The 25,286-nt window shown below is 66.3% G+C and carries 20 protein-coding genes; 15 read left to right on the top strand and 5 right to left on the bottom strand.

Going from position 1 to position 25,286, the window contains the following annotated elements; genetic code table 11:
* The first annotated feature begins 38 nt into the window (after positions 1–38).
* Positions 39–278 carry a DUF378 domain-containing protein gene (locus tag ACQR1Y_RS26675; RefSeq protein WP_006612838.1) on the top strand — a complete coding sequence of 80 codons (240 nt, stop codon included), beginning with the start codon at positions 39–41 and terminating at the stop codon, positions 276–278.
* Between the two features lie 31 nt (positions 279–309).
* Here the strand turns inward: ACQR1Y_RS26675 and ACQR1Y_RS26670 are convergent, their stop codons facing one another.
* Positions 310–1,275 (bottom strand): cation diffusion facilitator family transporter, encoded by a 966-nt coding sequence (locus ACQR1Y_RS26670; RefSeq protein ID WP_434877093.1) that lies wholly within the window; start codon positions 1,273–1,275, stop codon positions 310–312.
* A gap of 116 nt (positions 1,276–1,391) precedes the next feature.
* On the opposite strand from ACQR1Y_RS26670, the gene ACQR1Y_RS26665 reads away from it, so the two are divergent.
* Positions 1,392–1,910, top strand: a complete 519-nt coding sequence (locus ACQR1Y_RS26665; RefSeq protein WP_434855927.1) for a nucleoside deaminase — start codon at positions 1,392–1,394, stop codon at positions 1,908–1,910.
* A gap of 58 nt (positions 1,911–1,968) precedes the next feature.
* Here the strand turns inward: ACQR1Y_RS26665 and ACQR1Y_RS26660 are convergent, their stop codons facing one another.
* Entirely contained in the window at positions 1,969–3,090 is a 1,122-nt protein-coding gene (locus ACQR1Y_RS26660; RefSeq protein WP_434877094.1) for a hypothetical protein, read from the bottom strand.
* A 557-nt stretch (positions 3,091–3,647) separates the two neighbouring features.
* On the opposite strand from ACQR1Y_RS26660, the gene ACQR1Y_RS26655 reads away from it, so the two are divergent.
* From ACQR1Y_RS26655 to ACQR1Y_RS26640, 4 genes are all read left to right on the top strand, one after another.
* Complete coding sequence (locus tag ACQR1Y_RS26655; RefSeq protein ID WP_434877095.1) at positions 3,648–5,216, top strand: ABC transporter ATP-binding protein; 1,569 nt, start codon at positions 3,648–3,650, stop codon at positions 5,214–5,216.
* Positions 5,200–6,291, top strand: a complete 1,092-nt coding sequence (locus ACQR1Y_RS26650; protein WP_434877096.1) for an ABC transporter permease — start codon at positions 5,200–5,202, stop codon at positions 6,289–6,291. Before ACQR1Y_RS26655 ends, ACQR1Y_RS26650 begins: the two co-directional genes overlap by 17 nt.
* Complete coding sequence (locus ACQR1Y_RS26645) at positions 6,278–7,195, top strand: ABC transporter permease (RefSeq protein WP_434877097.1); 918 nt, start codon at positions 6,278–6,280, stop codon at positions 7,193–7,195. The genes ACQR1Y_RS26650 and ACQR1Y_RS26645 overlap by 14 nt, the downstream gene beginning before the upstream one ends.
* An 81-nt stretch (positions 7,196–7,276) precedes the next feature.
* Positions 7,277–8,356 (top strand): BMP family ABC transporter substrate-binding protein, encoded by a 1,080-nt coding sequence (locus ACQR1Y_RS26640; protein ID WP_434877098.1) that lies wholly within the window; start codon positions 7,277–7,279, stop codon positions 8,354–8,356.
* 79 nt (positions 8,357–8,435) lie between these two features.
* Here ACQR1Y_RS26640 and ACQR1Y_RS26635 read toward each other — a convergent pair whose 3' ends face one another.
* The gene (locus ACQR1Y_RS26635) at positions 8,436–9,782 is read right to left on the bottom strand and encodes an 8-oxoguanine deaminase (protein ID WP_434877099.1); all 1,347 of its coding nucleotides are present in this window, start codon (positions 9,780–9,782) and stop codon (positions 8,436–8,438) included.
* Between the two features lie 140 nt (positions 9,783–9,922).
* On the opposite strand from ACQR1Y_RS26635, the gene ACQR1Y_RS26630 reads away from it, so the two are divergent.
* From ACQR1Y_RS26630 to ACQR1Y_RS26620, 3 genes are read left to right on the top strand one after another with little or no spacing between them, the layout of a single operon-like run.
* The gene (locus tag ACQR1Y_RS26630; RefSeq protein WP_434877100.1) at positions 9,923–10,747 is read left to right on the top strand and encodes an FAD binding domain-containing protein; all 825 of its coding nucleotides are present in this window, start codon (positions 9,923–9,925) and stop codon (positions 10,745–10,747) included.
* The gene (locus ACQR1Y_RS26625) at positions 10,744–13,458 is read left to right on the top strand and encodes a molybdopterin-dependent oxidoreductase (protein WP_434877101.1); all 2,715 of its coding nucleotides are present in this window, start codon (positions 10,744–10,746) and stop codon (positions 13,456–13,458) included. Before ACQR1Y_RS26630 ends, ACQR1Y_RS26625 begins: the two co-directional genes overlap by 4 nt.
* A gap of 30 nt (positions 13,459–13,488) precedes the next feature.
* Complete coding sequence (locus tag ACQR1Y_RS26620) at positions 13,489–14,886, top strand: nucleobase:cation symporter-2 family protein (protein WP_434877102.1); 1,398 nt, start codon at positions 13,489–13,491, stop codon at positions 14,884–14,886.
* 17 nt (positions 14,887–14,903) lie between these two features.
* Here ACQR1Y_RS26620 and ACQR1Y_RS26615 read toward each other — a convergent pair whose 3' ends face one another.
* Positions 14,904–15,212, bottom strand: a complete 309-nt coding sequence (locus ACQR1Y_RS26615) for a hypothetical protein (RefSeq protein WP_434855937.1) — start codon at positions 15,210–15,212, stop codon at positions 14,904–14,906.
* A 361-nt stretch (positions 15,213–15,573) separates the two neighbouring features.
* On the opposite strand from ACQR1Y_RS26615, the gene ACQR1Y_RS26610 reads away from it, so the two are divergent.
* The 3 genes from ACQR1Y_RS26610 (at position 15,574) to ACQR1Y_RS26600 (ending at position 18,953) form a co-directional block, all read left to right on the top strand.
* Positions 15,574–16,758, top strand: a complete 1,185-nt coding sequence (locus tag ACQR1Y_RS26610; RefSeq protein ID WP_434877103.1) for a urate hydroxylase PuuD — start codon at positions 15,574–15,576, stop codon at positions 16,756–16,758.
* A 1,209-nt stretch (positions 16,759–17,967) separates the two neighbouring features.
* On the top strand, positions 17,968–18,258 hold the full coding sequence (locus tag ACQR1Y_RS26605; RefSeq protein ID WP_434877104.1) for a hypothetical protein: 291 nt from the start codon (positions 17,968–17,970) through the stop codon (positions 18,256–18,258).
* Complete coding sequence (locus ACQR1Y_RS26600) at positions 18,255–18,953, top strand: hypothetical protein (RefSeq protein WP_434877105.1); 699 nt, start codon at positions 18,255–18,257, stop codon at positions 18,951–18,953. Before ACQR1Y_RS26605 ends, ACQR1Y_RS26600 begins: the two co-directional genes overlap by 4 nt.
* A 31-nt stretch (positions 18,954–18,984) precedes the next feature.
* Here ACQR1Y_RS26600 and ACQR1Y_RS26595 read toward each other — a convergent pair whose 3' ends face one another.
* Positions 18,985–19,617: a TetR/AcrR family transcriptional regulator gene (locus ACQR1Y_RS26595; RefSeq protein ID WP_434877106.1), complete on the bottom strand. Its 633-nt coding sequence runs from the start codon at positions 19,615–19,617 to the stop codon at positions 18,985–18,987.
* 359 nt (positions 19,618–19,976) lie between these two features.
* Here ACQR1Y_RS26595 and ACQR1Y_RS26590 point away from each other — a divergent pair, with 359 nt between their 5' ends.
* From ACQR1Y_RS26590 to ACQR1Y_RS26580, 3 genes are read left to right on the top strand one after another with little or no spacing between them, the layout of a single operon-like run.
* Positions 19,977–21,098 carry an efflux RND transporter periplasmic adaptor subunit gene (locus tag ACQR1Y_RS26590; RefSeq protein ID WP_434877107.1) on the top strand — a complete coding sequence of 374 codons (1,122 nt, stop codon included), beginning with the start codon at positions 19,977–19,979 and terminating at the stop codon, positions 21,096–21,098.
* Entirely contained in the window at positions 21,095–22,171 is a 1,077-nt protein-coding gene (locus ACQR1Y_RS26585; RefSeq protein WP_434877108.1) for an efflux RND transporter periplasmic adaptor subunit, read from the top strand. The genes ACQR1Y_RS26590 and ACQR1Y_RS26585 overlap by 4 nt, the downstream gene beginning before the upstream one ends.
* Positions 22,168–25,245, top strand: a complete 3,078-nt coding sequence (locus ACQR1Y_RS26580; protein ID WP_434877109.1) for an efflux RND transporter permease subunit — start codon at positions 22,168–22,170, stop codon at positions 25,243–25,245. The genes ACQR1Y_RS26585 and ACQR1Y_RS26580 overlap by 4 nt, the downstream gene beginning before the upstream one ends.
* Positions 25,246–25,286 lie beyond the last annotated feature (41 nt).

The following is a 25,286-nucleotide window of genomic DNA, read 5'->3' as shown; positions in this document are numbered from 1 at the left end:
TTGGTCCGCATCAAATGCATTGGCCAAGGAGCAGAACCATGCGCGCACTCAACATCATCACCCTCCTCCTCGTGATCGTCGGAGGATTGAACTGGGGCCTCGTCGGCCTGTTCGATTTCGATCTCGTCACCGCGATCTTCGGCAACGGCGCCGCCGAGACCGCGACCTCGTCCCCGATCGCACGGATCGTCTACATCCTCGTGGCACTCTCGGCGATCTATCAGATCGGCATGCTGGTGCGGCTGTCGTCGGCACGCAGCGACGTCGTCTATCGCTGAGCACAGGGGATGGTGCGCCGGCGACGGACGATCATGTCTCGGCCGGCGCCGATCCCCCCAACTCGCGCTCGCTCATCTCTCGGAAGCGATGAGCGGTCTGCGGCTTCACGAACAGCGTCGCGATGACCGGATGGCGAGCACGCAGCTCAGTCTCGATCGCGACGACGGCGCGCTCGATATCGTCGGCGCGCAGCTCATCGGCGAACTCGATGCTGAGCGCGACCACGACCTGTTGCGGCGACAGCTGTACCGTGAGCAGGCCGTTGGCCGCGCGCACGCCTGCCGACGTCCGTGCGATCTCCAGCACCGAGCTTGCCAGCTCCGGATCCGCCGGCTCGCCGATCAGGAGGCTCTTGCTCTCACGCGCCAGGACGATGGACGTCCCGGCCAGCACCAGCCCGATCAGGATCGAGCCGATGCCGTCCCAGGCCGGCTCGTCGAACGTCACCGCCGCAGCGGTCGCCGCAGCCGCGATGACGATGCCGATCAGTGCCGCACTGTCTTCGAACACCACCATGAAGGCCGGCGGATCCTTGCTGCGCCGGAACGCCTCGATGTAGGACAGCTCCGGGGCCGAGGCGCGAAAGCGCTTGACCGCCACCCACCACGAAGCGGCCTCGAAGATGAAGGACAAGCCAAGCACGACATAATTGACGGCCGGATTCTCGATCGGCTCCGGCTGCATCAGATGCGCGACGCCTTCATACAGCGAGACGCCAGCGCCCAGCGCAAACAGCAGCAGCGCAACGATGAAGCTCCAGAAGTACAGCTCGCGCCCATGGCCGAGCGGATGCTTTCGATCGGGCAGGCGGCCGGCGCGATAGAAGCCATACAGCAGGACGAGCTCGTTCGAGGTGTCGACCACGGAGTGGATGGCCTCGCTCATCATCGCCGAGCTGCCCGTCCAGACCGCGGCTGCGATCTTGGTGCAGGCAACGAGCAGATTTCCAGCGAGTGCGGCGTACACCGCAACCTTCGAATCCGTGTTCGCCGCCATTGCCCGCCTGCTTGTCCCGTTGTCGACGCCGCGAGAACGCGGCCTTGCCGCATCGGGTTCCCTTGCGCGTTCCGGCGGAACGGCGCAGCATCGGACGGTAGAGCGGAGGGTCGATTGTGAGCGGCGAAAGTCCAACGGACGAGACCAGACCTGCTGATGCAGAAGAACGCGATGCGCATTTCCTCCGCCACAGCTTTGCCGTCGCGCGCCGATCACTGGCGCATGGCAACCACCCCTTCGCTGCCATTCTCGTCGACGCCGGCGGCCGTGTGCTGATCGAAGCCGAGAACGGCTACATGCCGTCCCGAGATGCCACCGCGCATGCCGAGCGGCTGGTCGCGACGCAGGCCTGTACCTCGGTCGAACCGGAGATTCGGGCTGCAGCCACGCTGTATTCCTCGGCCGAACCCTGTGCGATGTGCGCCGGCGCGATCTACTGGGCCGGCATCGGCCGGGTCGTCTATGGCCTGAGCGAGCGGCGGCTGCGCGACTTCACCGGCAACCATCCGGAAAATCCGACCCTCGACCTGCCATGCCGTGACGTGTTCGCCAGCGGGCAGCGCGCCACGGAGGTCGTCGGGCCGCTGCTGGAGAACGAGGCGGCCGCGCTCCACGTCGGCGTCTGGGACAAATGATCTCTCAGAAGGAGAACGCCGCGACGATTGCCGCGGCGCTCAGAAGATCGACAGTCGATCAGAACTTGACGGTCACACCCGAGTAAAGCGACGACTCGGTGCAAGCGCCCGTGCTGACACGATTGCCCCCAGCCCCGGCGACCGAGCAACCGACAGCATTGTTGTGGTCGAGGCCGAACTTGTTCTGCCAGTAGCGATAGGCGACCCAGACATCGACCATGTGGCTGTACTTGTCGCCCCACATCGCCTTGGACGCATCCAGCGTCAGGCGGATCGGCTCGGAGTTGAACTCGATCTTCGTCGGATAGACGCCGTTGGCGACACTGGCCGGCAGCGGCTCGGCGTCGGTGCCCTTCTTGCCATACCAGCCAGCGCGGCCCGAAATCGAGAAGAACTGCATGCTCTCCGGCAGGAAGCCAAGATCCATGTAGTAGTTGGTCTCGACCGCCCAGGTCGGCTTGAACTTGGTGTTGCCGTCGACGATGCAGGGATTCGACCAGCCCGCACCACACTGCGTGAAGGAATTGTGGTTAGCGAACTCCCAGTACATCAGTGGCGCGACGTTGAAATAGCCCTTGTAGGGCAGGTTGAACGCGAACTGCAGACCGGCGACGACGTCACGCTTGGCGGCGCCGAAATAGCGGTTCTCGGTGTTGGCATCCATGCCCACTTCGAACGAGATGTTCTGCAGCGGGCCAACCGTGAAGGCCTTGGTGTTGAAGATCTGGTTCCAGCCGAAGGTCGAGCGGAACAGGCCATAGATCTCGGTGGCGCCGGCGCAGGTCGCCGGCGTGAACGCGAAGCCGGCATTGGGCGAGACGATGCCGCCGGTCTGCGTGCATGGCCCGGCCGGGTCGTTGTGGTCAGACTTGAACAGCGAGATGGTGAAGAAGTTGGTGCCGTAGCCCCAGACGTCGAAATGGGTGAACGAGTAGACCTGCTTGGCCGTGTTCGGGTCGAAGCCGCCGTTGGGCTTCACGCTCCACGCGCCCGGCTGAACCGCGTTGAAGATATAGGAGTAGCTGACGCGGTTGTCGACGACGAGAAAGAACGGCACGTCGGCCGGCGCCTTCTTGGCGATGGCCTTGGCCGGCAGATCGGCGGCGCCGGCGACACCGACCGAAGTCAGCGCGGCCGCGCCGAGCACCATGGCAGCCGCGATGGATTGACGAAACGACATTTCAACACCCCCAATTAACAAGCGCCGATTCCCGACTTGCCTTGCACAGTTGCGCCGTTCCTGAGGTCCGAGAAGCCTCAACTTTCTCCAGGCCTTGCTCGCGGTTTGACCAAAGTTCCGCCTTGTTGAACCACGGCGCGGCCGACCTGCCCGCGGGGCGTGAGACGATTCGCCGCGCGGCAATCGCGGCAGAATCCGATCTTCGCGCTTCACATTGCTGAGTTTTTCCGAAACACGGCAGCGCCGGATTTGCGGCCTTTGCGCCCGCCTTGCCTCGCGAGCTCAGGTCTCCCACGCTCATGACATGACGCTGCTCATCCAACGGGCAGGATGCTGCGGCCCGGTGTAATTTCAACGACTGTCGCAAAAGTGCCACATGTTAGTTCGGACCGCCCGCGTGGAAAGTTGCGGGCAATGGATGCTGCAACTTGGCTCTCCCCCCCCCAAGTCGTGGCTGTGCTGGGCAAGAGTTGAGCACAGGTTGGCGCTTTTCGGCTCTTACGCGCCGCCGCAAATTAGCTCACAATTGAGGCAGTTCCATTTCTGTCCAGACGCACATGCTTGACCCCGCGCCGGCCACTCCTCAGACCTCGCATCCGCTGTTGCAGACGGTCGGACTGACCAAGCGCTACGGCGACTTTCTCGCCAATGACCGCATCGACATCGAGATTGTCCCGAGCGAGATCCACGCACTGCTGGGCGAGAACGGCGCGGGCAAGTCGACCCTGGTGAAGACGATCTACGGGCTCGTGCAGCCCAGCGCAGGGCAACTGCTCTGGCAAGGCGCTCCGATCAAGCTGTCCGGACCGGCCGAGGCGCGCTCGCTCGGCATTGGCATGGTGTTCCAGCACTTCTCGCTGTTCGACAATCTCACCGTCGCCGAAAACGTCGCGCTGGGGCTCGACGGCAAGGAGCCGTTCAAGGCGATCTCGGCGCGGCTCGCCGATGTCGCGCGCGACTATGGCCTGCCGCTCGATCCGAACCGCGAGGTCTGGCAATTGTCGGTCGGCGAGCGCCAGCGCATCGAGATCGTGCGGGCGCTGATGCAGAACCCGAAATTCCTGATCCTGGATGAGCCCACCGCCGTGCTGACGCCGCAGGAAGCCGACCAGCTGTTCGTGGTGCTGGAGCGGCTGAAGGCGGAGGGCCGCGCCATCCTCTACATCAGCCACAAGCTCGACGAGGTGAAGCGGCTCTGCGACACCGCCACCATCCTGCGCGGCGGCAGGAAGGTCGCGACCACAAATCCGAAGCTCGAGACCGCCGCGTCCCTGGCCCGCATGATGGTCGGCACCGAGATCAAGGAGGTGAAGCCTCCGGCCGAGCGGCGTACCACCGTGCCGCGCCTCGTCGTCAATGATCTCACGCTTGCGCCCGCCGAGTTGCACGGTGTCCGGCTGCAGAACATCTCCTTCGAACTGAAGGGCGGCGAGATCCTGGGCATCGCCGGTGTCGCCGGCAACGGCCAGGACGAGTTGTTCGCGGCGCTGTCCGGCGAACGTCTCGTCAAGGAGCCCGGCACGATCATCATCGACGGCCTCGCCTGCGGCCATCTCTCGATCACGCAGCGCCGCAAGATGGGCGCAGCCTTCGTCCCCGAGGAACGGCTGGGCCACGGCACCGCGCCGCGCATGAGGCTGTCGGAAAACGCGCTGCTCACCGGCCATGCCGCCAGCGACATGGTCCGCCACGGCTTCATCAACGCCGCTGCCACCTTGCGCACCGTCGATCGCACCACCGAGACGTTCGATGTCCGCAAAGCCAAGCGCGACCCGGAAGCCGCTAGTCTGTCCGGCGGCAATCTGCAGAAGTTCGTCGTCGGCCGCGAGATCCTGCGCGGGCCGGCGGTGCTGATCGTCAACCAGCCGACCTGGGGCGTCGACGCAGGTGCCGCGGCGATCATCCGCCAGGCGCTGATCGATCTCGCCAGCGCGGGCGCCGCGGTGCTCGTCACCAGCCAGGATCTCGACGAGCTCATCGAAATCGCCGATCGTATCGCGGTGATGTTCCACGGCCATCTCTCGGAGGCGCTGCCTCGCGCGGACGCCACCCGCGAAAAGCTCGGCCTGCTGATGGGCGGCGCCAGTCTCGACCAGAAGGAGGCCGCGCATGCAGTTGGTGCTTGAGAAGCGCGCCGAGCGCTCGCGCACCATCGCCCTGGTGTCGCCCCTGATTGCGATCGGGCTGACGCTCGTCACCATGAGCGTGCTGTTCGCCATCCTCGGCAAGAACCCGCTCACCGCGCTCGGCGTCTACTTCATCGCGCCGCTGACCGACGGCTATTCGCTGCAGGAGATCGCGGTGAAGGCGACACCGCTGGTGATGATCGCGATCGGTCTGTCGCTGTGCTATCTCGCCAATGCCTGGAACATCGGCGCCGAGGGCCAGTTCCTGATCGGCGCGGTCGCGGGCAGCTGGATCGCGGTGAAGACGCAAGGCACCGACGCTGGACAATGGGTGTTGCCGGCCATGCTGGTTGCGGGCGCGGTGGCCGGCGCGCTCTATGCACTGATCCCGGCGCTGTGCCGGGTGAAGTTCGGCGCCAGCGAAATCCTCACCAGCCTGATGCTGGTCTATGTCGCCGACCTCCTGCTCGACTATCTCGTCCGCGGGCCCTGGCGTGATCCGGCCGGTTTCAACTTCCCGACCACGGCGGAGTTCGATCCGGTCGCGACCGTGCCGGTGCTGATCGAGGGCGGCCGCCTGCATCTCGGCAGCATCATCGCGCTCATCGTCGTCGCCGCAGCGTTCGTGCTGCTTGACCGCACCATCAAGGGCTTCGAGATCCGCGTCGTCGGCGTCGCGCCGCGCGCGGCGCGCTTCGGCGGCTTTAATGCCAATCAGCTCATCCTCCTGACCTTCGCCGTCTCGGGCGCCCTGGCCGGCCTCGCGGGCATCATCGAGGTCGCCGGACCGATCGGGCATCTGCAACCCGGCATCTCGCCCGGCTATGGCTTTACCGCGATCATCGTGGCCTTCCTCGGCCGGCTGAACCCGATTGGAATACTCATTGCAGGGCTTTTCCTCGCCTTGACGTTCATCGGTGGAGAACAGGCCCAGATCACGATGAAGATTCCGCTCGACGTCACCAAGGTGTTCCAGGGCATTCTGCTGTTCTACGTGCTCGCCTGCGACTCGCTCATCCTCTATCGCTTCAAGCTCGTCTCCGCCGCGCGGCAGGTGCAAAGTGCTGCTCGTTGAAGCCATCATCCTGTCGGTGCTCGCCGCATCGACACCGCTGCTGCTGGCCGCCACCGGCGAGCTGGTCACCGAGCGCGCCGGCGTGCTCAATCTCGGTGTCGAGGGCATGATGATCGTCGGCGCCGCCTGCGGCTTCGCGGGCGCGTGGCTGTCGGGCTCGATCATCGTCGGCGCGCTCTGCGGCATCGTCGCGGGCATGCTGATGTCGCTGATCTTCGCTTTCATGACGCTCGGCCTTGCCGTCAACCAGGTGGCGACCGGCCTCGCGCTGACCATCCTCGGCATCGGCCTGTCCGGCCTGATCGGCGCCCGCTTCGTCGGCGAACGCATCACCACCGCACCGAAACTCGCCATCCCCGGTCTGACCGATATCCCGCTGGTCGGCCGCATCCTGTTCGGCGAGGACGCCTTCGTCTATCTGTCGCTCATCTTGATCGTCGCCGTCTGGTGGTTCCTGTATCGCACCCGCGCCGGCCTCGTGCTGCGCGCCTGCGGCGACAACCACGTCTCCGCGCATGCGCTCGGCTATCCCGTGCTGCGCATCCGACTGCTTGCCGTCCTGTTCGGCGGCGGCTGCGCCGGACTGGCCGGCGCCTATTTGCCGCTCGCCTACACGCCCTTCTTCATTCCCGGCATGACCGCGGGCCGCGGCTGGATCGCGCTGGCGCTGGTCGTGTTCGCATCCTGGCGGCCCGGCCGGCTGGTGATCGGCGCCTATCTGTTCGGCGCGGTGACGATCCTGCAGCTGCATGCGCAAGGCGCGGGCGTCGGCATTCCCTCGCAATTCATGTCGGCGCTGCCTTATCTGGCCACCGTGATCGTGCTGGTGCTGCTGTCGCGCGCCCGCACCGGCGGCTCGACGGCGCCGGCAGCGCTGGGCACGGTGTTCGTGCCGGATCGCTAGAGACTTCACCCCGAGCGCCTGCGATGGGGCGCGACGCTCGGGATCTCTGGTTTTTCCCCTGACCGTTTGGAGAGATTGACCATGATGAAAAGGCTTCTGGGTGCGGCCGCCGCGCTGGTGCTGGCGGGAAGCATCGCCGGCGTCGCGCATGCCGCCGACAAGCTGAAGGTCGGCTTCATCTATCTCGGCCCGATCGGCGATCTCGGCTGGACGTATCAGCACGAGCTCGGCCGGCAGGCGCTGGTCAAGGAGCTCGGCGACAAGATCGAGACCACATATCTCGAAAACGTGCCGGAGGGGCCGGACTCCGAGCGCGCCATCGAGCAGCTCGTCCGCGCCGGCAACAAGCTGATCTTCACGACCTCGTTCGGCTACATGGACCCGACCCTGAAGGTCGCCAAGAAGTACCCGAACGTGCATTTCGAGCACGCCACCGGCTACAAGCGCGACAAGAACATGTCGACCTATTCGGGCCGCTGGTACCAGGGCCGCTACATCCAGGGCCAGATCGCGGCCAAGATGTCGAAGGCCGGCGTGCTCGGCTATATCGGCTCGTTCCCGATCCCCGAGGTCGTCTCCGGCATCAACGCCACCATGCTCGGCGCGCAGTCGATCAATCCGAACATCAAGGTCAAGATCATCTGGGTCAACACCTGGTTTGATCCCGGCAAGGAGGCCGATGCCGCCAAGGCGCTGCTCGACCAGGGCGCCGACATCATCATGCAGCACACCGACAGCCCGGCGGCGATGCAGGTCGCGGCCGAGCGCGGTAAGCTCGCCTTCGGCCAGGATTCCGAGATGATCAAGTTCGGCCCGAAGGCGCAGCTGACCTCGATCCTCGACACCTGGGGTCCCTACTACATCTCCCGCGTCAAGGCCGAGCTCGACGGCACCTGGAAGTCGGAGGACACCTGGGGCGGCCTCGACTCCAAGATGTTCGAGATGGCGCCCTATACCAACATGCCCGACGACGTGAAGAAGATGGCCGAGGAGACCCAGGCCGCGATCACCTCCGGCAAGCTGCATCCGTTCAAGTGCCCGATCGTGGCGCAGGACGGCAAGGAGGTCGAGTGCAAGGGTGGCGACCATCTCGCCGACGGCCAGATCCTCGGCATGAACTTCTACGTCAAGGGCGTCGACGACAAGCTGCCGGGCAAGTAGTCGCTCCGCTCCGTCCATCAACTCTCTCCCCGCGTGCGGGGAGAGAGTTTCACTATCGCACTTTCCACAAAGCGTCGTCTCACCCTCCCCGCATCAGCTTCGCCGCCGCGCTGTGCCGGCCGATCAGGCCAGCAACGTCGAGGCCCGGAATGACGCCATCGATGACGGTCCAGCGGCCGCCGACCATGACGCGATCGGCGCGATGCGCGCCACACAACACCAGCGCCGCGATGGGATCGCCGGCACCGGAGAAGCGCAGCTCGTCGAGCTTGAACAGCGCCAGATCGGCGGCCTTTCCGACCGCGATCTCACCGAGCTCCGGCCGGCCGACACAGGCGGCCGAGCCTTTGGTCGCCCAGCGCAACGCATCCTTGTGGCTGATGCGGCTGACGCCATAACGCGCCCGCTGCAGCAGGAAGGCCGCGCGCACCTCCTGCATCAAATTGGAGCCGTCGTTGGAGGCGGAGCCGTCGACGCCGAGCCCGATGCCGACACCCGCCTCCTCCATCTCGCAGACCGGGCAGCAGCCCGAGGCGAGCAACTGGTTCGAGCAGGCGCAATGGCTGATGGTGGTCTTCGCCTTGCCGAGCCGCTTCATCTCCTCGGCGTTGAAGAAGATGCCATGCGCCAGCCAGGTGCGCGGGCCGAGCCAGCCGTTCTGCTCGAGATAATCGAGCGGACGGCAGCCGAACATTTCTTCACAGAAACGGTTCTCGTCCTCGGTCTCCGCCAGATGCGTGTGCAGCCGGACGTCGAGCTTGTCGGCCAACGCCGCGGTTTTCTGCATCAAGGATCCCGTCACCGAGAACGGCGAGCACGGTGCCAGTGCGATCTGCACCATCGCATCCGGTCCGCGCTCGTGATACGTCGCGACCACCCGCTCGCTGTCGGCCAGGATCGTGTCCTCGTCCTGCACGACGCTATCAGGCGGCAGGCCGCCGTCGCGCTCCGACAGGTTCATCGAGCCGCGCGTCAGCAGCACGCGGATGCCGAGCCGCTTCGCCGCGGCGACCTCGATGCCGACGGCGTCTTCGAGGCCGGCGGGAAACACGTAGTGATGATCGGTCGTGGTGGTGCAGCCCGACAGCATCAGCTCGGCCATCGCGAGCGTGACGGCCGCATCCAGCGACTCCGGCGTAAGCTTCGCCCAGATCGGGTAGAGCGCCTTCAGCCAGGGGAACAGCTCGCGGTCCATCGCGGCTGGCAGAGCCCGCGTCAGCGTCTGGTAGAAGTGATGGTGCGTGTTGATCAGTCCGGGGATCACGACATGGACGCTCGCGTCGAACGCGACGGCGCCCTCGGTTGCAGGCGCCTTTCCAGCGGCCACCAGCTCGACGATGCGGCCGTCCTTGACGACGACACCGCGCGCGGCGTCATCGGCCAGGATGGCGAGCGGGTCCTTGATCCAGATCGGCGTCGTGCTCATGGCTGCCTCGTCTCGCTGATGACGTCTTCGTATCGCCTGTTGGCCTGCAAGCGCAGGGCCAGCGTCAAGCTATTGCCAGTTGGCGTCGGTCTTGCAAGGATTTGCCCTGCGATCCGCCGCGCGAATGAGCTTGCGTCACCATGGACCTGAACACCATCACCGAGGTCGTGCGCCCGCGAACGCGGGCCGAGCTGCCCGCCTGGAAGGCAGGCGATGCCTGGCTGGCCGGCGGCACCTGGCTGTTCTCGGAACCGCAGGCGCAGCTGTCGCGGCTGATCGATCTCGGCGAACTCGCCTGGCCGCCGCTGACCATCAGCGAGGACGGGCTCAGCATCGCCGCGACCTGTAGCGTCGCCGAGCTCGATGCGCTGTCCTGCCCGGCCGACTGGATCGCGGCGCCGTTGATCGACCAATGCTGCCGGGCATTCCTCGCCTCGTTCAAGATCTGGAAGACGGCGACCGTCGGCGGCAATCTCTGCATGTCGCTGCCGGCCGGTCCGATGATCTCGCTGCTCGCCGCGCTCGAAGGCATCTGCACGATCTGGAAAAATGACGGCACCGAGCAGCGCATCGCGGTCACAAACTTCGTCACCGGCAACAACAGTAACGTGCTCGCGCCCGGCGATCTCCTGCGCCAGATCGACATTCCCTTGACCGCGCTGAAGCGGCGCGCCGCATTCAGGCAGATCGCGCTGAGCCCGGTCGGCCGGTCCGGTGCGTTGCTGATCGGCACGCAAGGCCGCGACGGCGACCTGCTGCTCACCGTGACCGGCGCGACCGTGAAGCCGCTGCAGCTCCGCTTCGGCACCATGCCGGATGAAGCCGCGCTCCGCGCCAGCATTCTCAGCGACATTCCTGATGCGCTCTATCATGACGATGTCCATGGCAAGCCGGCCTGGCGCAAGGCGATGACGCTGCGCCTCGCCGAGGAGATCCACGCCGAACTCGCAGGCATCAGGCCATGAGCGTGATCGTCGACGGCAAAACCATCGAGGCTGCGCCGCGCCCCGGGCAGTGCCTGCGCACGTTCCTGCGCGACACCGGCCGTTTCGGCGTCAAGAAGGGCTGCGATGCCGGCGATTGCGGCGCCTGCACCGTCCTGCTCGACGGCGAGCCTGTGCACAGTTGCCTGATCCCGGCGTTTCGCGCCGACGGCAAGGCGGTCACGACCGTCGAAGGTCTCGCCATCGATGACAGCCTGCATCCGATGCAGCAGGCCTTTCTCGACGCGCAGGCGTTTCAATGCGGCTTCTGCACCGGCGGCATGATCGTCACCTGCGCGTCGCTGAACCAGGCGCAGAAGAAGGATCTCGACGCCGCGCTGAAGGGCAATCTGTGCCGCTGCACCGGCTATCGCGCGATCGAGGACGCGCTGCTCGGCCGCACGCATGTCGAGGAGGTCGCCGCCGGTGGAGCCTTCGGCCGCAGCCTGCCCGCGCCGGCGGGTCCCGACGTCGTGCGCGGTCAGGCGCGCTACACCTTCGACACCACGATCGACGGCCTGCTGCACATCAAGCTCCTGCGCTCGCCGCATCCGCATGCCCGGATCATCGGCATCGACAAGGCCGCCGCGCTCGCGGTGCCCGGCGTGCATGCGGTACTCACGCATGAGGATGCGCCGGCGACGCTGTTCTCGACGGCGCGGCACGAGCAGAACTGGATGGATCCGGCCGACACCCGCGTGCTCGACGACACCGTCCGCTTCATCGGCCAGAAGGTCGCGGCCGTCGTCGCCGAGTCCGAGGCCGCCGCCGAGGAAGGCTGCAGGCGCCTGGTGGTCGACTACGAGATCCTGCCCGCCGTGATCGATCCCGAAGCCGCGATCGCGCCAAGCGCGCCGCTCATTCACGCTGGCCGCGGCAGCGAGCATCGCATCGCCGATGTCAGCCGCAACATCGCCGCCGAGACCCATGGCGAGTTCGGCGACGTCGCGGCCGCACTCGCCTCGTCTACGGCGACCTACGAAGGGACCTTCACGACGCAGCGAGTCCAGCACGCGGCGCTGGAGACCCATGGCGGCCTCGCCTGGCTCGACGATGACGGCCTGCTCACCGTCCGCTCCAGCACGCAGGTGCCGTTCCTGACGCGACGCGCACTGTGCGAGATCTTCGCTCTCGCGCCCGACAAGGTCCGCGTGTTCTGCGCGCGCGTCGGCGGCGGCTTCGGCGGCAAGCAGGAGATGTTCGTCGAGGACATCCTGGCGCTCGCGGCGCTGAAGACGGGCCGCCCCGTCAAGCTCGAATTCACTCGGGAGGAGCAGTTCATCGCGACGTCGACGCGGCATCCGATGCGCGTCACGGTGAAGGCCGGCGCCGACAAGGATGGCAGGCTGACCGCGCTGCAGCTCGACGTGCTTTCCAACACCGGCGCCTACGGCAATCACGCCGGGCCGGTGCTGTTTCATGCCTGCGGCGAATCGATCTCGGTCTACAATTGTCCGAACAAGAAGGTCGACGGTCTCGCGGTCTACACCAACACCGTTCCGGCCGGCGCCTATCGCGGCTATGGCCTGCCGCAGACGACCTTCGCCGTGGAGGCGGCGATCGATGAGCTGGCGCTCAAGCTCGGCATCGATCCGTTCGAAATGCGTCGACGCAACATCGTCAAGCCGGGCGATCCCATGCTGACGCCGCCGGGCTCCGACCATAGTGACGTGCTGTACGGCTCCTACGGTCTCGACCAATGCATCGATCTCGTCGAGCGTGCGATGGCCGCGGAAACGCCGGCGCCGGAGTTGTCGGACGAGTGGCTCACGGGCGACGGCATCGCGCTGACCATGATCGACACCGTGCCGCCCGATGGCCACTTCGCCGACGCCACCATCAGCCTGCGCGAGGACGGCGGCTTCACGCTCACCGTCGGCACCGCAGAGTTCGGCAACGGCACCAGCACCGTGCACCGGCAGATCGCCGCGACCGTGCTCGGCACCACGGTCGACCGCATCCGCCTCGAGCAATCCGACACCGCGCATGGCGGTCACGACACCGGCGCCTATGGCTCGACCGGCACGTTCGTGGCGGGGCGTGCGACGCAGGCCGCGGCCGAAGCGCTGGTCGAGCGGATCAAGAGCTTCGCGGCTGATCGCTGGACGGTCGATCCGGCCGACTGCCGGATCGCCGACAACGCCGTCAGTTGCGGCACGCAGCGGCTCTCCTTCGCAAGCATCGCCAGCTTTGGCGGAGACCGGCTCACCGCAACCGGCAACTCGCAGGGCACGCCCCGCTCGGTCGCGTTCAACGTCCAGGGGTTTCGCGTCGCCGTGAACAAGCACACCGGCGTGGTCAGGATCTTGAAGAGTGTGCAGGCCGCGGATGCCGGTCGCGTCGCCAATCCGATGCAGTGCAGAGGCCAGATCGAGGGCGGCGTCGCGCAGTCGCTGGGAGCCGCGCTGTATGAGGAGATCGTCATCGATGACACCGGGCGCGTGGTCAACCCGCGCTTCCGCGACTACCATCTGCCGTCCTATGCCGACGTGCCGCGCACTGAGGTGCTGTTCGCCGCGACCCATGACAGCATCGGTCCGCTGGGCGCGAAGTCGATGAGCGAGAGTCCGTACAATCCGGTCGCCGCCGCGCTCGGCAACGCGATCCGCGCCGCGACCGGCATCCGTTTCACCGCCGTGCCGTTCAAGCCGGACCGGCTGTTTCCGCAGCTGCAGGAGAAGTTTGGCAACTGACGTCGTCTGGGGGATCAAGTGGGGGGACGCATGAGCGAGACGATACATCCGGTTGACGAGATGCTGCCCGTGCCGAAGCTGCTCGCGCTCGGGCTGCAGCATGTGCTGGTGATGTATGCCGGCGCCGTTGCGGTGCCGCTGATCATCGGCCGCGCGCTGAAGCTGCCGCCGGAGGATGTCGCCTTCCTGATCAGCGCGGATCTGTTCGCCTGCGGCCTCGCCACCCTCGTGCAGTGCATCGGCTTTCCCGGCGTCGGCATCCGTCTGCCCGTCATGATGGGGGTCACCTTCGCCTCGGTCGGACCGATGCTGTCGATGGCCGCCGCGCCCGACATCGGACTGCTCGGCATCTACGGCTCGGTGATTGCCGCCGGCATCTTCGGCATCGTCGTCGCGCCCTTCATCAGCCGGCTGCTGCCGCTGTTTCCACCGGTCGTGACCGGCACCATCATCCTCATCATCGGCATCTCGCTGATGCGCGTCGGCATCAACTGGGCCGGCGGCGGCCAGCCGACGATCACCAAGGTCGTCGACGGCGTGCGCGGCGCGTTTCCCAATCCCGACTATGGCCAGTTGCAGGGGCTCGGCATCGCGCTGTTCGTGCTGCTGTTCATCCTTGGCCTGATCCGATGGGGCACCGGCTTCGTCGCCAACGTCTCGGTGCTGCTCGGCATCGTTGCCGGTGCAGTGCTCGCCACGCTGCTCGGGGTGATGCATTTCGACAAGGTGGCCGCCGCGCCCTGGGGCGCGCTGGTCATCCCCTTCCGCTTCGGCCTGCCGCAGTTCAGCCTCGTACCGATCGTCACAATGTGCGTCGTCATGATCGTGGTGATGATCGAATCGCTCGGCATGTTCCTGGCGCTCGGCGAGATGACCGGCAAGACCGTCGACCGCGAGGCGCTGTCGCGCGGGCTGCGCGCCGACGGCGTCGGCACCCTGCTCGGCGGCATCTTCAACACCTTCCCCTATACCTCGTTCTCGCAGAATGTCGGCCTCGTCTCCGTCACTGGCGTGCGCACGCGCTGGGTCACGATCACCGGCGGAGCGATCATGCTGCTGCTTGGCCTGCTGCCGAAGATGGCCGCGCTCGTCGAAGCCGTGCCGCAGGTGGTGCTTGGCGGCGCCGGGCTCGTGATGTTCGGCATGGTGGCCGCGACCGGCGCGCGCATCCTGGCCACCGTCGACTTCAAGACCAACCGCTTCAATCTGTTCATCGTCGCGATCGCGATCGGCTTCGGCATGATCCCGCTCGCGGCGCCCGGCTTCTTCCACAACCTGCCGAGGGATCTGCAGCCGCTGCTGGAATCCGGCATTCTGCTGTGCGCGCTCGTCGCGGTGCTGCTCAACGCGTTCTTCAACGGGCTCGGCAGCGGCAAGGCTGCGGAGGCCGATGCGGCCGCCGCCGCATCCTCGGCACAGCACGTCTGAGGCGCGACATGAGGGGGCTACTGCTTGGGGCGTCGATCGTACGACCAGCCGAACAGGCCGCTGCGCTGGGTTTCGGGCTCCGGCTCCGCGGCCGGCTCCGGCGCTGGTTGAGCGGCGGCCTGCGGCGGGGCCGCGGGCACGACCGGCTTCGGGATGGTCTCGCACTTCATCGAGTACACCAGCTTGCCGTCCTCGGTCCGCCCGATCGGCGCACAGGCCTCGGCGCGCTTGGCGGCGGCCTTCGGTGCGGATGCAGACTGCGCCCATGCGGCTTGCGTCAGCGCGAACTGCGCCGCTACCAGAATGATCAGACCCGATCTCTTCATCACGACTGCCTTGCTTCCCTGTTGGTCCCATTGAACGCAATCGCATCGAAGAAGTCCATTGCATCGGACGAGTACCACCTAGACTCGTGTTGGCTGTTAATTCGCAGAGAGCGATCGAGTCATCGCCGCACGGAAGCTGCGCTCCCTCTCCCCGTTCTTCACGGGGGCGCGACGAGCTTCGCTCGCGCTGTGAGGGTTGGGGTGAGGGGCAGCCACACCCACCGACCTCGCGGAAAGCCGCCCTCGCCCGGATTGCATCTGGCGATGCAATCCGACCTCTCCCCGCACGCGGGGAGAGGTAACGACCGAGCCCGTCGCACCGTGCGGACTCAAATGAACGGCACCAGGAGATAACCCCGCGATGTGGGCTTCGATCGTATCGGAATGGCTGAGCCTGATCTTCCGCTGGCTGCATGTGGTCGCGGCCGTCGCCTGGATCGGCAGTTCGTTCTACTTCATCGCGCTCGACCTCAGCCTGAAGCCGCGCGAGGGGCTGCCGAAGGGGGTGATGGGCGAAGCGTGGCAGGTGCATGGCGGCGGCTTCTACCACATCGTCAAATATCTGGTGGCGCCGGCGCAGATGCCGAGCGAGCTCACCTGGTTCAAATGGGAGGCCTACACCACCTGGCTGTCCGGCTTCGTGCTGATGATCGTGGTGTATTACCTCAACGCCGACCTGTTCCTGGTCGACAAGTCGATCCTCGATCTCACGCCTGTTCAGGCGGGGCTGTTCAGCTTCGGCTCGCTGGCGCTGGCCTGGCTGCTGTATGAAGCCGCCTGCCGCAGCGGGCTCGCCCGGCATGAGCTGCCGTTCGCGATCGGCGGTTACATCTTCCTCGTCGCGCTCACCTATGCCTTCACGCATGTGCTGAGCGGCCGCGGCGCCTTCAACCAGATCGGCGCGATCATCGGCACCATCATGGTCGCCAACGTGTTCGCGGTGATCATCCCGAACCAGAAGAAGATCGTCGCCGCGATGCTTGCGGGCGAGGCGCCGGATCCCAAGCTCGGCAAGGCCGGCAAGGAGCGTTCGGTCCACAACAACTACCTGACCTTGCCGGTCGTGGTGCTGATGATCAGCAACCACTATCCGCTGCTGTTCGGCACCCGCTACAATTGGCTGATCGTCGCCATCGTCCTGGCGCTCGGCCCGGTCATCCGGCACTTCTTCAACGAGCGTCACAGGGGCAATCCGTCGCCATGGTGGGTGTGGGGCGTGGCTGCGGCGGGCATGGTTGCGATCCTGCTGTTGTCGGCAGCCGGCCCGCGCGATGCCAAGGCCGCCGCTGTCGCGCAGCCGAGCTTCGCGCAGGTCGAGGAGATCGTGACCTCCCGTTGCAGCATGTGCCACGCGGCTGAGCCCGTCTGGGACGGCATCGTCACCGCGCCCAAGGGCGTGCGGCTCGATACCGCCGAGCACATCCAGCGCAATGCGCGGCTGATCGCGCGCAACGCGGCGTGGTCGAACGCGATGCCGCCCGGCAACATCACCGAGATCACCGGCGAGGAGCGCGCCGTGCTTGCGGCGTGGGCGGTCGCGCAGTAGGCGCAACGCCGCGGTCCAATGCAGTGCCCTCTCCCCTTGTGGGAGGGCATGTACGAAGGTGCCGCACGCTCGGTTGGGTGAGAGGTTTTTCTCAGGGCCCCCGGATCGGCGCCGCGACGCGCTGTCGCGCGTCGTGGCTTGTCCGGGACGACGATGGGGGGAGCAGCTGATTCACATTTCAAAGAGCGCGGCGTAGCGGGGCAGTACTAACATCAGGAATCAGTACGAACATCAGGGCATCACGCGACATGCGATCGCAATCCCGCGGCACATCGCGCCCGGGTGATGCATCGACCGTGTCCCCCTCGGCAGCGAGAGGGTGCAGGAAGGACCGGACCTCGGCTGAGGCCCGTGGCCCCCGTGCGAGAAAAATGCACGGGGCAGGAACCACAGGTACAGCCGGTTTGATCCAGCCCTCCCTGCGCGATGGTTTTCACGCTTATGGCGCGCTCTCCCCGGTGTCCGGCTGTTAGCCACCGTCGCCTTCGGGGTCATCAATTCCCGCGAAGACTTGACGCCAGCCTCGGGGCGACAGGACCACACGCTTTCACGTCCGCGCCGACAACGCTCGTCTGTCGCTGCCAGGCACGGCCACCACTCCCCACCTCCACGTATCGTGACGACGCGTACGTCCCTCTGCATGAGGCGGGATAAGGGAGAGAACCATATTTTCCGATAAAGCGAAAGCTATATATATTTCACGGGCCCACTGGACAGGGCAAATCAGCTTGAAAGCGCTGGCGAAATGGATTTTGTCGCGCACGCGCCGGAGCGCCTCGCGATGTCATTTCCTGCGGCGCCGAGGCGGAGAAAGCGACTGTCAGCGCGCGTCACAGAACATTCGATGGTTATGGCTTTCGCCGGGATGACGGCGGGGAGCAAGGCTGCCGGCCTGCGCTCCTCACGAGTGATCAGCGGTGCAAGATCGCGACGCGCTTACGAAGCTGGCGGCAACGCCCCCTGCGCTTCCGAACGCCGATCTCATGCGTCGATGTCCTGCGACGATCGCGCGAAGCTCACGGCCGGACAACCGGATCATCGCAACGGATAGTTGAGCGTCAGCCAACACCAGTACGATCGAGTTCAACCTCGTCCGATTGTCGTCATGAACTTGCGGCAAAATTTACCAGCTGTCTGGACTTGGCTTGGCTACGACCGCCTCGGCGCTACAGTGAGAACAACAACCAGCATCCAGCGAAACGCCCCATCATGTCGATCTCCGTCAAAGGCCGGCTGGCCATTGTCGCGCTCATTGCGCTTGCCTGTTTCGCAAGCTCGGTCCTGAAGCTCTATCTCAGCCTGCTCTGCATCTCGCTGCTCGTCAGCTTTGCGGTGGTGGGCGCCATCGCCTGGCTGGTCGAACGGCTCCCGGGCCAGCGTCACCGCAGCGGCGACGAGCAGTTGGCACGCCACCTGCTTTCCTGTCAGGATCGGACACCGCTGCCGATCACGCCAGTGGATCATGCCGACGCTCCGTCGACTGCGGGACACGTGCCATGAGCAGGCTTCATGCAATCTGGCCGGCGCTGCTGCTGGGGCTGATCGGTACCGGGATCGCCCACGCGGAGCGGCCCGCCTTCTCGATCGTCGATCGCCCCTCCCAGGATGGACGCTGCGTCGATGATCAAGGCCGTGGCGATCTCGATCGCTCCGAACCGGCCTGTCTCGCGCAGATCCCCGACGTCGCGCAGCGCAGCGGCGCCACGCTGAAAGTCACCTTCCGCAACAAGCGCACCCGGCTGTACCGTAATCAGGACGCCAAATGCGCCGGCGAGGCGACCGAGGAGTGCGTCAAGTACCAGTTGACCGGCTACTTCCCCGATCACGACCTCATCCTGCTCGAGCGCGGCCGCTCCGTGGGCATCGACTGGCTGCTGGTGCGCGCCGACAATGGCGATGAAATCGCCATCGTCGCCCCACCGCATTACTCGCCGGAACGGCGCTGGCTGGTGGCCGTCACATCCCGCCTCGGTCCGTCAGGTCCGCCGGACGGGATCGACGTGATCCCAGCAAAGCGCGATCGGCTGGTGAAGGACTGGCACTTCCGCACGCCCGACAACAGCAAGTGGCATTATGAGTTCGAGCGCTGGGAGGGCGAAGGCGAGCTCATCCTGATGGCCAAGCCGATCGGCGACACGGCCTCGCCGCGCCTCGTCGCGCTCTCGCGCAAGAAGGGCGAATGGACCTTCAAATAGCCGCGCCGGGCGCGCCGCGGCCATCGGTCGATCAGCTCCGCTTCCGCTTCGCCTCGAGCGCCACGAGATAGGTCGCCATCACCTCCGGCAACGCGGCGACCACGATGTCGCGGCTGCGCGCGTCCTGCTCGCGCGTGAACACCAGCGTGCCGAGCACGACGGCATCCAGCGTGGTCGCCGCCTGCGCTCCCAGCTCGTCGCCGAGCTTGGCGCGCATCACGCGGTCGATCAGGGCCTTGAACTCGTCGTGCATGGTCTTGTCGTGCAGATCGAGCGCCACCAGCGCGTCGGGATGGCGGACGAAATAGCGGATCGCCCAGCCGATCAGATGCTCGATCACCTCCGGCGCCGACAGCGCCGCCCATTCGGCGTCGCTCCGCTGCAGCACGCGATCGAAGGCGGGCTGCAGTTCGGCATCGTGACGCTCGGCGAGCGCATCGAGCATCTGATCCTTGTCGCGGAAGAAGTGATAGACCGAGCCGATCGAGGCGCCGGCGCGCTCGGCCGCCGCATGCATGCTGACGGCGGCAAGCCCGGACTCGGCAATCAGCGCCGCGGCCGCATCGAGCAACTGCTCGCGCCGCTCCCGCCCGCGCGCCTGGCGCGGCGCCCGGGCGGTCGCGCGTCCCGCAGCCTCCCCGTTCGTCGGATCTTTTCGTCGCACGTCTGGTTCAGCTCTCGTTCGGATCGCCCCGGCTGCAGCGAAACGGATTTTGGCGGCCCGCCGCTTTTCCCCGTCTCAGGCCCGCAGCGTCGATTTTAAGCCCGCCAACGGGAAATTTACTAGACATTTTTTTCTAGAAATGATTGTCTAATTCACGCGCCGTCAAGGGAACGATGGTCTGCTGTTCCCGAAGGCCATGCCCTGCCAACCGGCGAAGCCGGCGTGGGTTCATCGGCTCGATGTGCAAACGCCCTAGAACGCGCCGGACGCACGACGACCGCAGGTCTCAGGACCGGGTCTCAAAACCCGGTCGAACCGACGACGATCAACCCGCCAGCCCCGAGTCCCAACGTGCAACCATGACGTCATCCACGCGATCTCCCCCCGCCGCGCGCGCCTTCAGTTCACGTCTGCTGTCCCTGTTCGGCTGTGCCGCCATCGGGCTGCTGCTCGCTGGCTGCGGGCAGAAGACGGCCGCGACCGCGCCGACGGCCCGGCTTGTCCGCACCGAAGTGGTGAAACTGTCGGAGCGACGGCAATCGGTTACGTTGACGGGCGACGTGCAGGCGCGCGTGCTGGCCGAGCTGTCGTTCCGCGTCAGCGGCCGGGTCACCGAGCGGCTGGTCGAGGTCGGCGCGCACGTCAAGGCCGGCCAGGTGCTCGCCAGGATCGATCCGGCCGAGCAGCAGGCGGATCTCGACTCCGCCCAGGCTGCGGTCGCCGCCGCGGAGTCGCAGGTCAAGGTCGCAACCTCCAATTTCAACCGGCAGCAGACCCTGATCACCAGCGGGTTCACGACCCGCGCGACATTCGACCAGGCGCAGGAGAACTTGCGCACGGCGGAAGGCTCGCTGGAAGCCGCGAGAGCGCAGCTCGGCACCGCCAAGGATGCGCTGACCTATACCGAGCTGCGCGCCGATGCCGACGGCACCATCACCGCGCGCAACATCGAGGTCGGCCAGGTCGCGCAGGCGGCGCAATCAGTGTTCACGCTGGCGCATGACGGCAACCGCGATGCGGTGATCGACGTCTACGAAGCCGCGCTGTCGCTGAAGTTCGACGACAGCAAGGTGGCGCTGGCGCTGCTGTCCGATCCGTCCGTCACCGCCAAGGGCACCGTGCGCGAGGTGTCGCCGACCATCGATCCGAAATCCGGCACGGTCCGTGTCAAGATCACGATCGAGAATCCGCCACCCGAGATGGTCCTCGGCAGCGCCGTCAGCGCCACCGGCTTTATCAAGCCGGAACAGCGCATCATCCTGCCGTGGAGCGCGCTGAACGCGGCCGGCAAGACTCCGGCGGTGTGGCTGGTCGACGCGAACAAGACGGTGTCGCTGAAGCCGATCACCATCGAGGACTACGAGACCGGCGCCATCGTCGTGTCCGGCGGACTGAAGCCGGGTGATCGCGTGGTCACCGAGGGCGGCAAGCTCCTGAGCGTCGGACAACAGATCAGCTTCAACGAGGAGGCGCGGTCATGATGATGCCGATGCGTTCGGTGTTTCCCCTGCTCGCGCTCGGCGTGCTCGCCGGCTGCAACGAGAAGGTCGAGGCGCCCGAGCCGGTCCGGCCGGTGCTGTCGATGAAGGTCGAGCCGCAGGCGGCCAACGCCGCCGCGGTCACCGGCACGATCGAGCCGCGCTACAAGGCCGATCTGAGCTTCCGCGTGCTCGGTCGCCTGATCGCGCGGCCCGTCTATGTCGGCGACGCCGTCAAGCAGGACCAGGTAGTGGCGGCGATCGATCCCGCCGCGCTCGAGCTTGCGGTGCGCGCCTCCGCGGCCGAGGTCTCGCGCAGCCAGGCGCAGCTCACCAATGCGACCGGCACCGAAGGGCGGCAGCGCACGCTGCTGGAAACCGACGCGACGACCAAGGCCACCTTGGAGAGCGCCGAGCAGTCGCGCGCGGCCGCACAGGCCTCGGTGATCAAGGCGCAATCCAATCTCGCCAAGGCGCGCGAGCAGCTCGGCTACGCGCAGCTGAAGGCGGATTTCGCCGGCATCGTCACCGCCGTCAGCGCCGAGGTCGGCCAGGTCGTGTCGCCCGGCCAGAGCGTGGTCACGGTGGCGCGGCCGGACATCCGCGAAGCCGTCATCGATGTCGGCGACGACATCGCCGGCGGCCTGCAGGCAGGCACGCCGTTCACGGTACGGCTGCAGGTCGATCCGAGCGTCAGCGCGACCGGCAAGGTGCGCGAGATCGCGCCGCGCGCCGACGCCACGACGCGCACGCGCCGCATCCGCATCACGCTGGAAAGCCCGCCTGAGATCATGCGCCTCGGAACCACCGTCACGGCCAGCATCGACGCCGAGCAGAAGATGGTCATCCGCCTGCCGCGCTCGGCCGTGCTGGAGCAGAACGACAAGCGATACGTCTGGCTGGTCGATGCCGCGAGCAAGACGGTGAAGCGGCAGGAAATCACGGTCGCCACCAATGAGGACGGCAGCCTGCGCGTCACCGGCGGCCTCGAAGCCGGGCAGCGCGTCGTCACCGCCGGCGTGAACAGTCTCAAGGATGGCCAGGCCATCCGCATCGATCAGGAATCTCAGCCGTGAAGTCCTTCAATCTCTCCGACTGGGCGCTCGAGCACCGCTCGCTGGTCTGGTACTTCATGATCGCCTTCATGGCGGCGGGCCTGTTCTCCTACCTGCATCTGGGACGCGAGGAGGATCCGTCCTTCACCATCAAGACGATGCTGATCCAGGCCAAATGGCCGGGCGCATCCGCCGAGGAGATGACGCGGCAGGTCACCGACCGAATCGAGAAGAAGCTCGAGGAGCTGCCGGCGCTCGACTACACCAAGAGCCTCACCGTGCCCGGCCAGACCACGGTGTTCGTCAATCTGCGCGACACGACGAAGGCGCGCGACGTGGTGCCGACCTGGCTGCAAGTCCGCAACCTCATCAACGACATCAAGGGCGACTTCCCCTCGGGCGTGGTCGGCCCGGGCTTCAACGACCGCTTCGGCGACGTGTTCGGCAACATCTACGCCTTCACGAGCGACGGATTGAGCCAGCGCCAGCTGCGCGACCGCGTCGAGGAGGTCCGCGCCAAGGTGCTGACGGTGCCGAATGTCGGCCGCGTCGACATCGTCGGCGCGCAGAACGAGGTGATCTATCTCGAATTCTCGCCGCGCAAGGTCGCAGCCCTCGGCATCGACCAGCGCACCATTCTCAACGCGTTGCAGGCGCAGAATGCCGTGTCGCCGTCCGGTGTGCTGCAGGCGGGACCTGAGCGCATCGCCGTGCGCGTCTCCGGGCAGTTCACCTCGGAAGAGAGCCTGAAGCAGATCAACCTGCGCATCAACGACCGCTTCTTCCCGCTCACCGACGTCGCCACCATCACCCGCGGCTATGAAGACCCGCCGACCTCGCTGTTCCGCTTCAACGGCCAGCCCGCGATCGGTCTCGCGATCGGCATGAAGGCCGGCGCCAATCTGCTCGATTTCGGCGATGCGCTGAAGGAGGAGATGACGAAGGTCGTGGCCGACCTGCCCGTCGGCGTCGGCGTGCATCTCGTCTCGGACCAGCCCAAGATCGTCGAGGAGGCCGTCGGCGGCTTCACCAAGGCTCTGTATGAAGCCGTCATCATCGTGCTTGCGATCTCGTTCGTCAGCCTCGGCGTGCGCGCCGGCCTGGTGGTGGCGATCTCGATCCCGCTGGTGCTCGCGATCACCTTCCTGTTCATGGCCTATACCGGCATCTCGTTGCAGCGCATTTCGCTCGGCGCGCTGATCATCGCGCTCGGCCTGCTGGTCGACGACGCCATGATCGCGGTCGAGATGATGGTCGCGCGGCTGGAGGTCGGCGATTCCTTGCGTAAGGCGGCGACCTACGTCTACACCTCGACTGCGTTCCCGATGCTGACGGGCACCTTGGTCACGGTCGCCGGCTTCATTCCGATCGGCCTCAACAATAGCGCCGCCGGCGAGTTCACCTTCACGCTGTTCGTCGTGATCGCGGTGTCGCTGGTGGTGTCGTGGATCGTGGCCGTGCTGTTCACGCCGCTGCTCGGCGTCACCATCCTGCCCGCGTCGCTGCCGGCCCATCACGCCGAAGGCGGACGGCTGACGCGGATGTTCCGCGCCATGCTCAACGCCTGCATGCGGCATCGCTGGACGACGATCATCGTGACCGTGCTGGTGTTCGGGCTGTCGGTCTTCGGCATGGGCTTCGTGCAGCAGCAGTTCTTCCCGTCCTCCGACCGCAACGAGCTGGTCATCGACTTCAACCTGCCGCAGAACTCCTCGATTGCCGAGACCGACGCGCAGATGGCGAAGTTCGAGCAGGAGGCGCTGAAGGGCGATCCCGACATCGACCATTGGTCGACCTATGTCGGCTCCGGCGCGCAGCGCTTCGTGCTGTCGTTCGACGTGCAGCCGGCCGATCTGTCGTTCGGCCAGATCATCATCGTCACCAAGAGCCTGGAGGCACGCGACCGCGCGCGCGGCAAGCTGCAGGCCTATCTCACCAAGACGTTCCCCGGCACTGACGCCTACGTGCATCTGCTCGACATCGGGCCGCCGGTCGGCCGTCCCGTGCAGTACCGCGTCAGCGGGCCTGAGGTGGCGAAGGTGCGCGAGATCGCCCAGGACTTCGCCGGCGTGATGCGCGGCAACAGCCATCTCGGCGCCGTCATCTTCGACTGGATGGAGCCGTCACGCGTCGTTAAGGTCGACGTGCTGCAGGACAAGGCGCGCCAGCTCGGCGTCACCTCCTCCGACATCGCCAACGCGCTGAACGGCGTGCTCGACGGCACCTCGATCACCCAGGTGCGCGACGACATCTATCTGATCGACGTGCGCGGCCGCGCCCAGGCCAAGGAGCGGCAGTCGCTGGAGACCTTGCGCGACCTGCAGCTCTCGGGCTCCAACGGCCAGTCGATCCCGCTCGCGGCGCTGGCGACCCTGCGCTACCAGATCGAGCAGCCGGAGATCTGGCGCCGCTCGCGGCTGCCGACGCTGACCCTGAAGGCCAGCGTGATCGACCAGGTGCAGCCGAACACGGTGGTCGATCAGCTCAAGCCGGCGCTTGCAGCCTTCAACGCCAAGCTTCCGGCCGGCTACAAGGTCGTCACCGGCGGCGCGGTCGAGGAAAGCGCCAAGAGCCAGGCGCCGATCGTCGCGGTCGTGCCGATCATGCTGTTCACGATGGCCACGATCCTGATGCTGCAGCTGCAGAGCTTCCACCGGCTGTTCCTGGTGTTCGCGGTGGCGCCGCTGGCGCTGATCGGCGTCGTCGCGGCGCTGCTGCCGAGCGGCGCGCCGCTCGGCTTCGTCGCCATCCTCGGCGTGCTCGCGCTGATCGGCATCCTGATCCGCAACTCCGTCATCCTGATCGTGCAGATAGAGCATTTGCGCGACGAGGGCCACCCGCCCTGGGAGGCCGTGATGGAGGCGACCGAGCACCGCATGCGGCCGATCATGCTGACGGCGGCGGCGGCCTCGCTCGCGCTGATCCCGATCGCGCGCGAGGTGTTCTGGGGCCCGATGGCCTATGCCATGATGGGCGGCATCATCGTCGGCACCGTATTGACCTTGCTGTTCCTGCCGGCGCTCTATGTCGCCTGGTTCCGGATCAAGGCGCCCGCGGAGACAACCGAGCCGGAAGCCAAGCCGCACGGGGCGTGAATCGCGGATAATTGCACGGGATAAGCCGTCCGCGTGGCTTA

Origin of the sequence: Bradyrhizobium sp. HKCCYLRH3099, assembly GCF_051167855.1 — a bacterium.
In the GTDB taxonomy this organism is placed as follows: Bacteria; Pseudomonadota; Alphaproteobacteria; order Rhizobiales; family Xanthobacteraceae; genus Bradyrhizobium.
The sequence above is the reverse complement of the archived record's forward strand: the minus strand, read 5'-3'. Positions and strand labels throughout refer to the sequence as shown.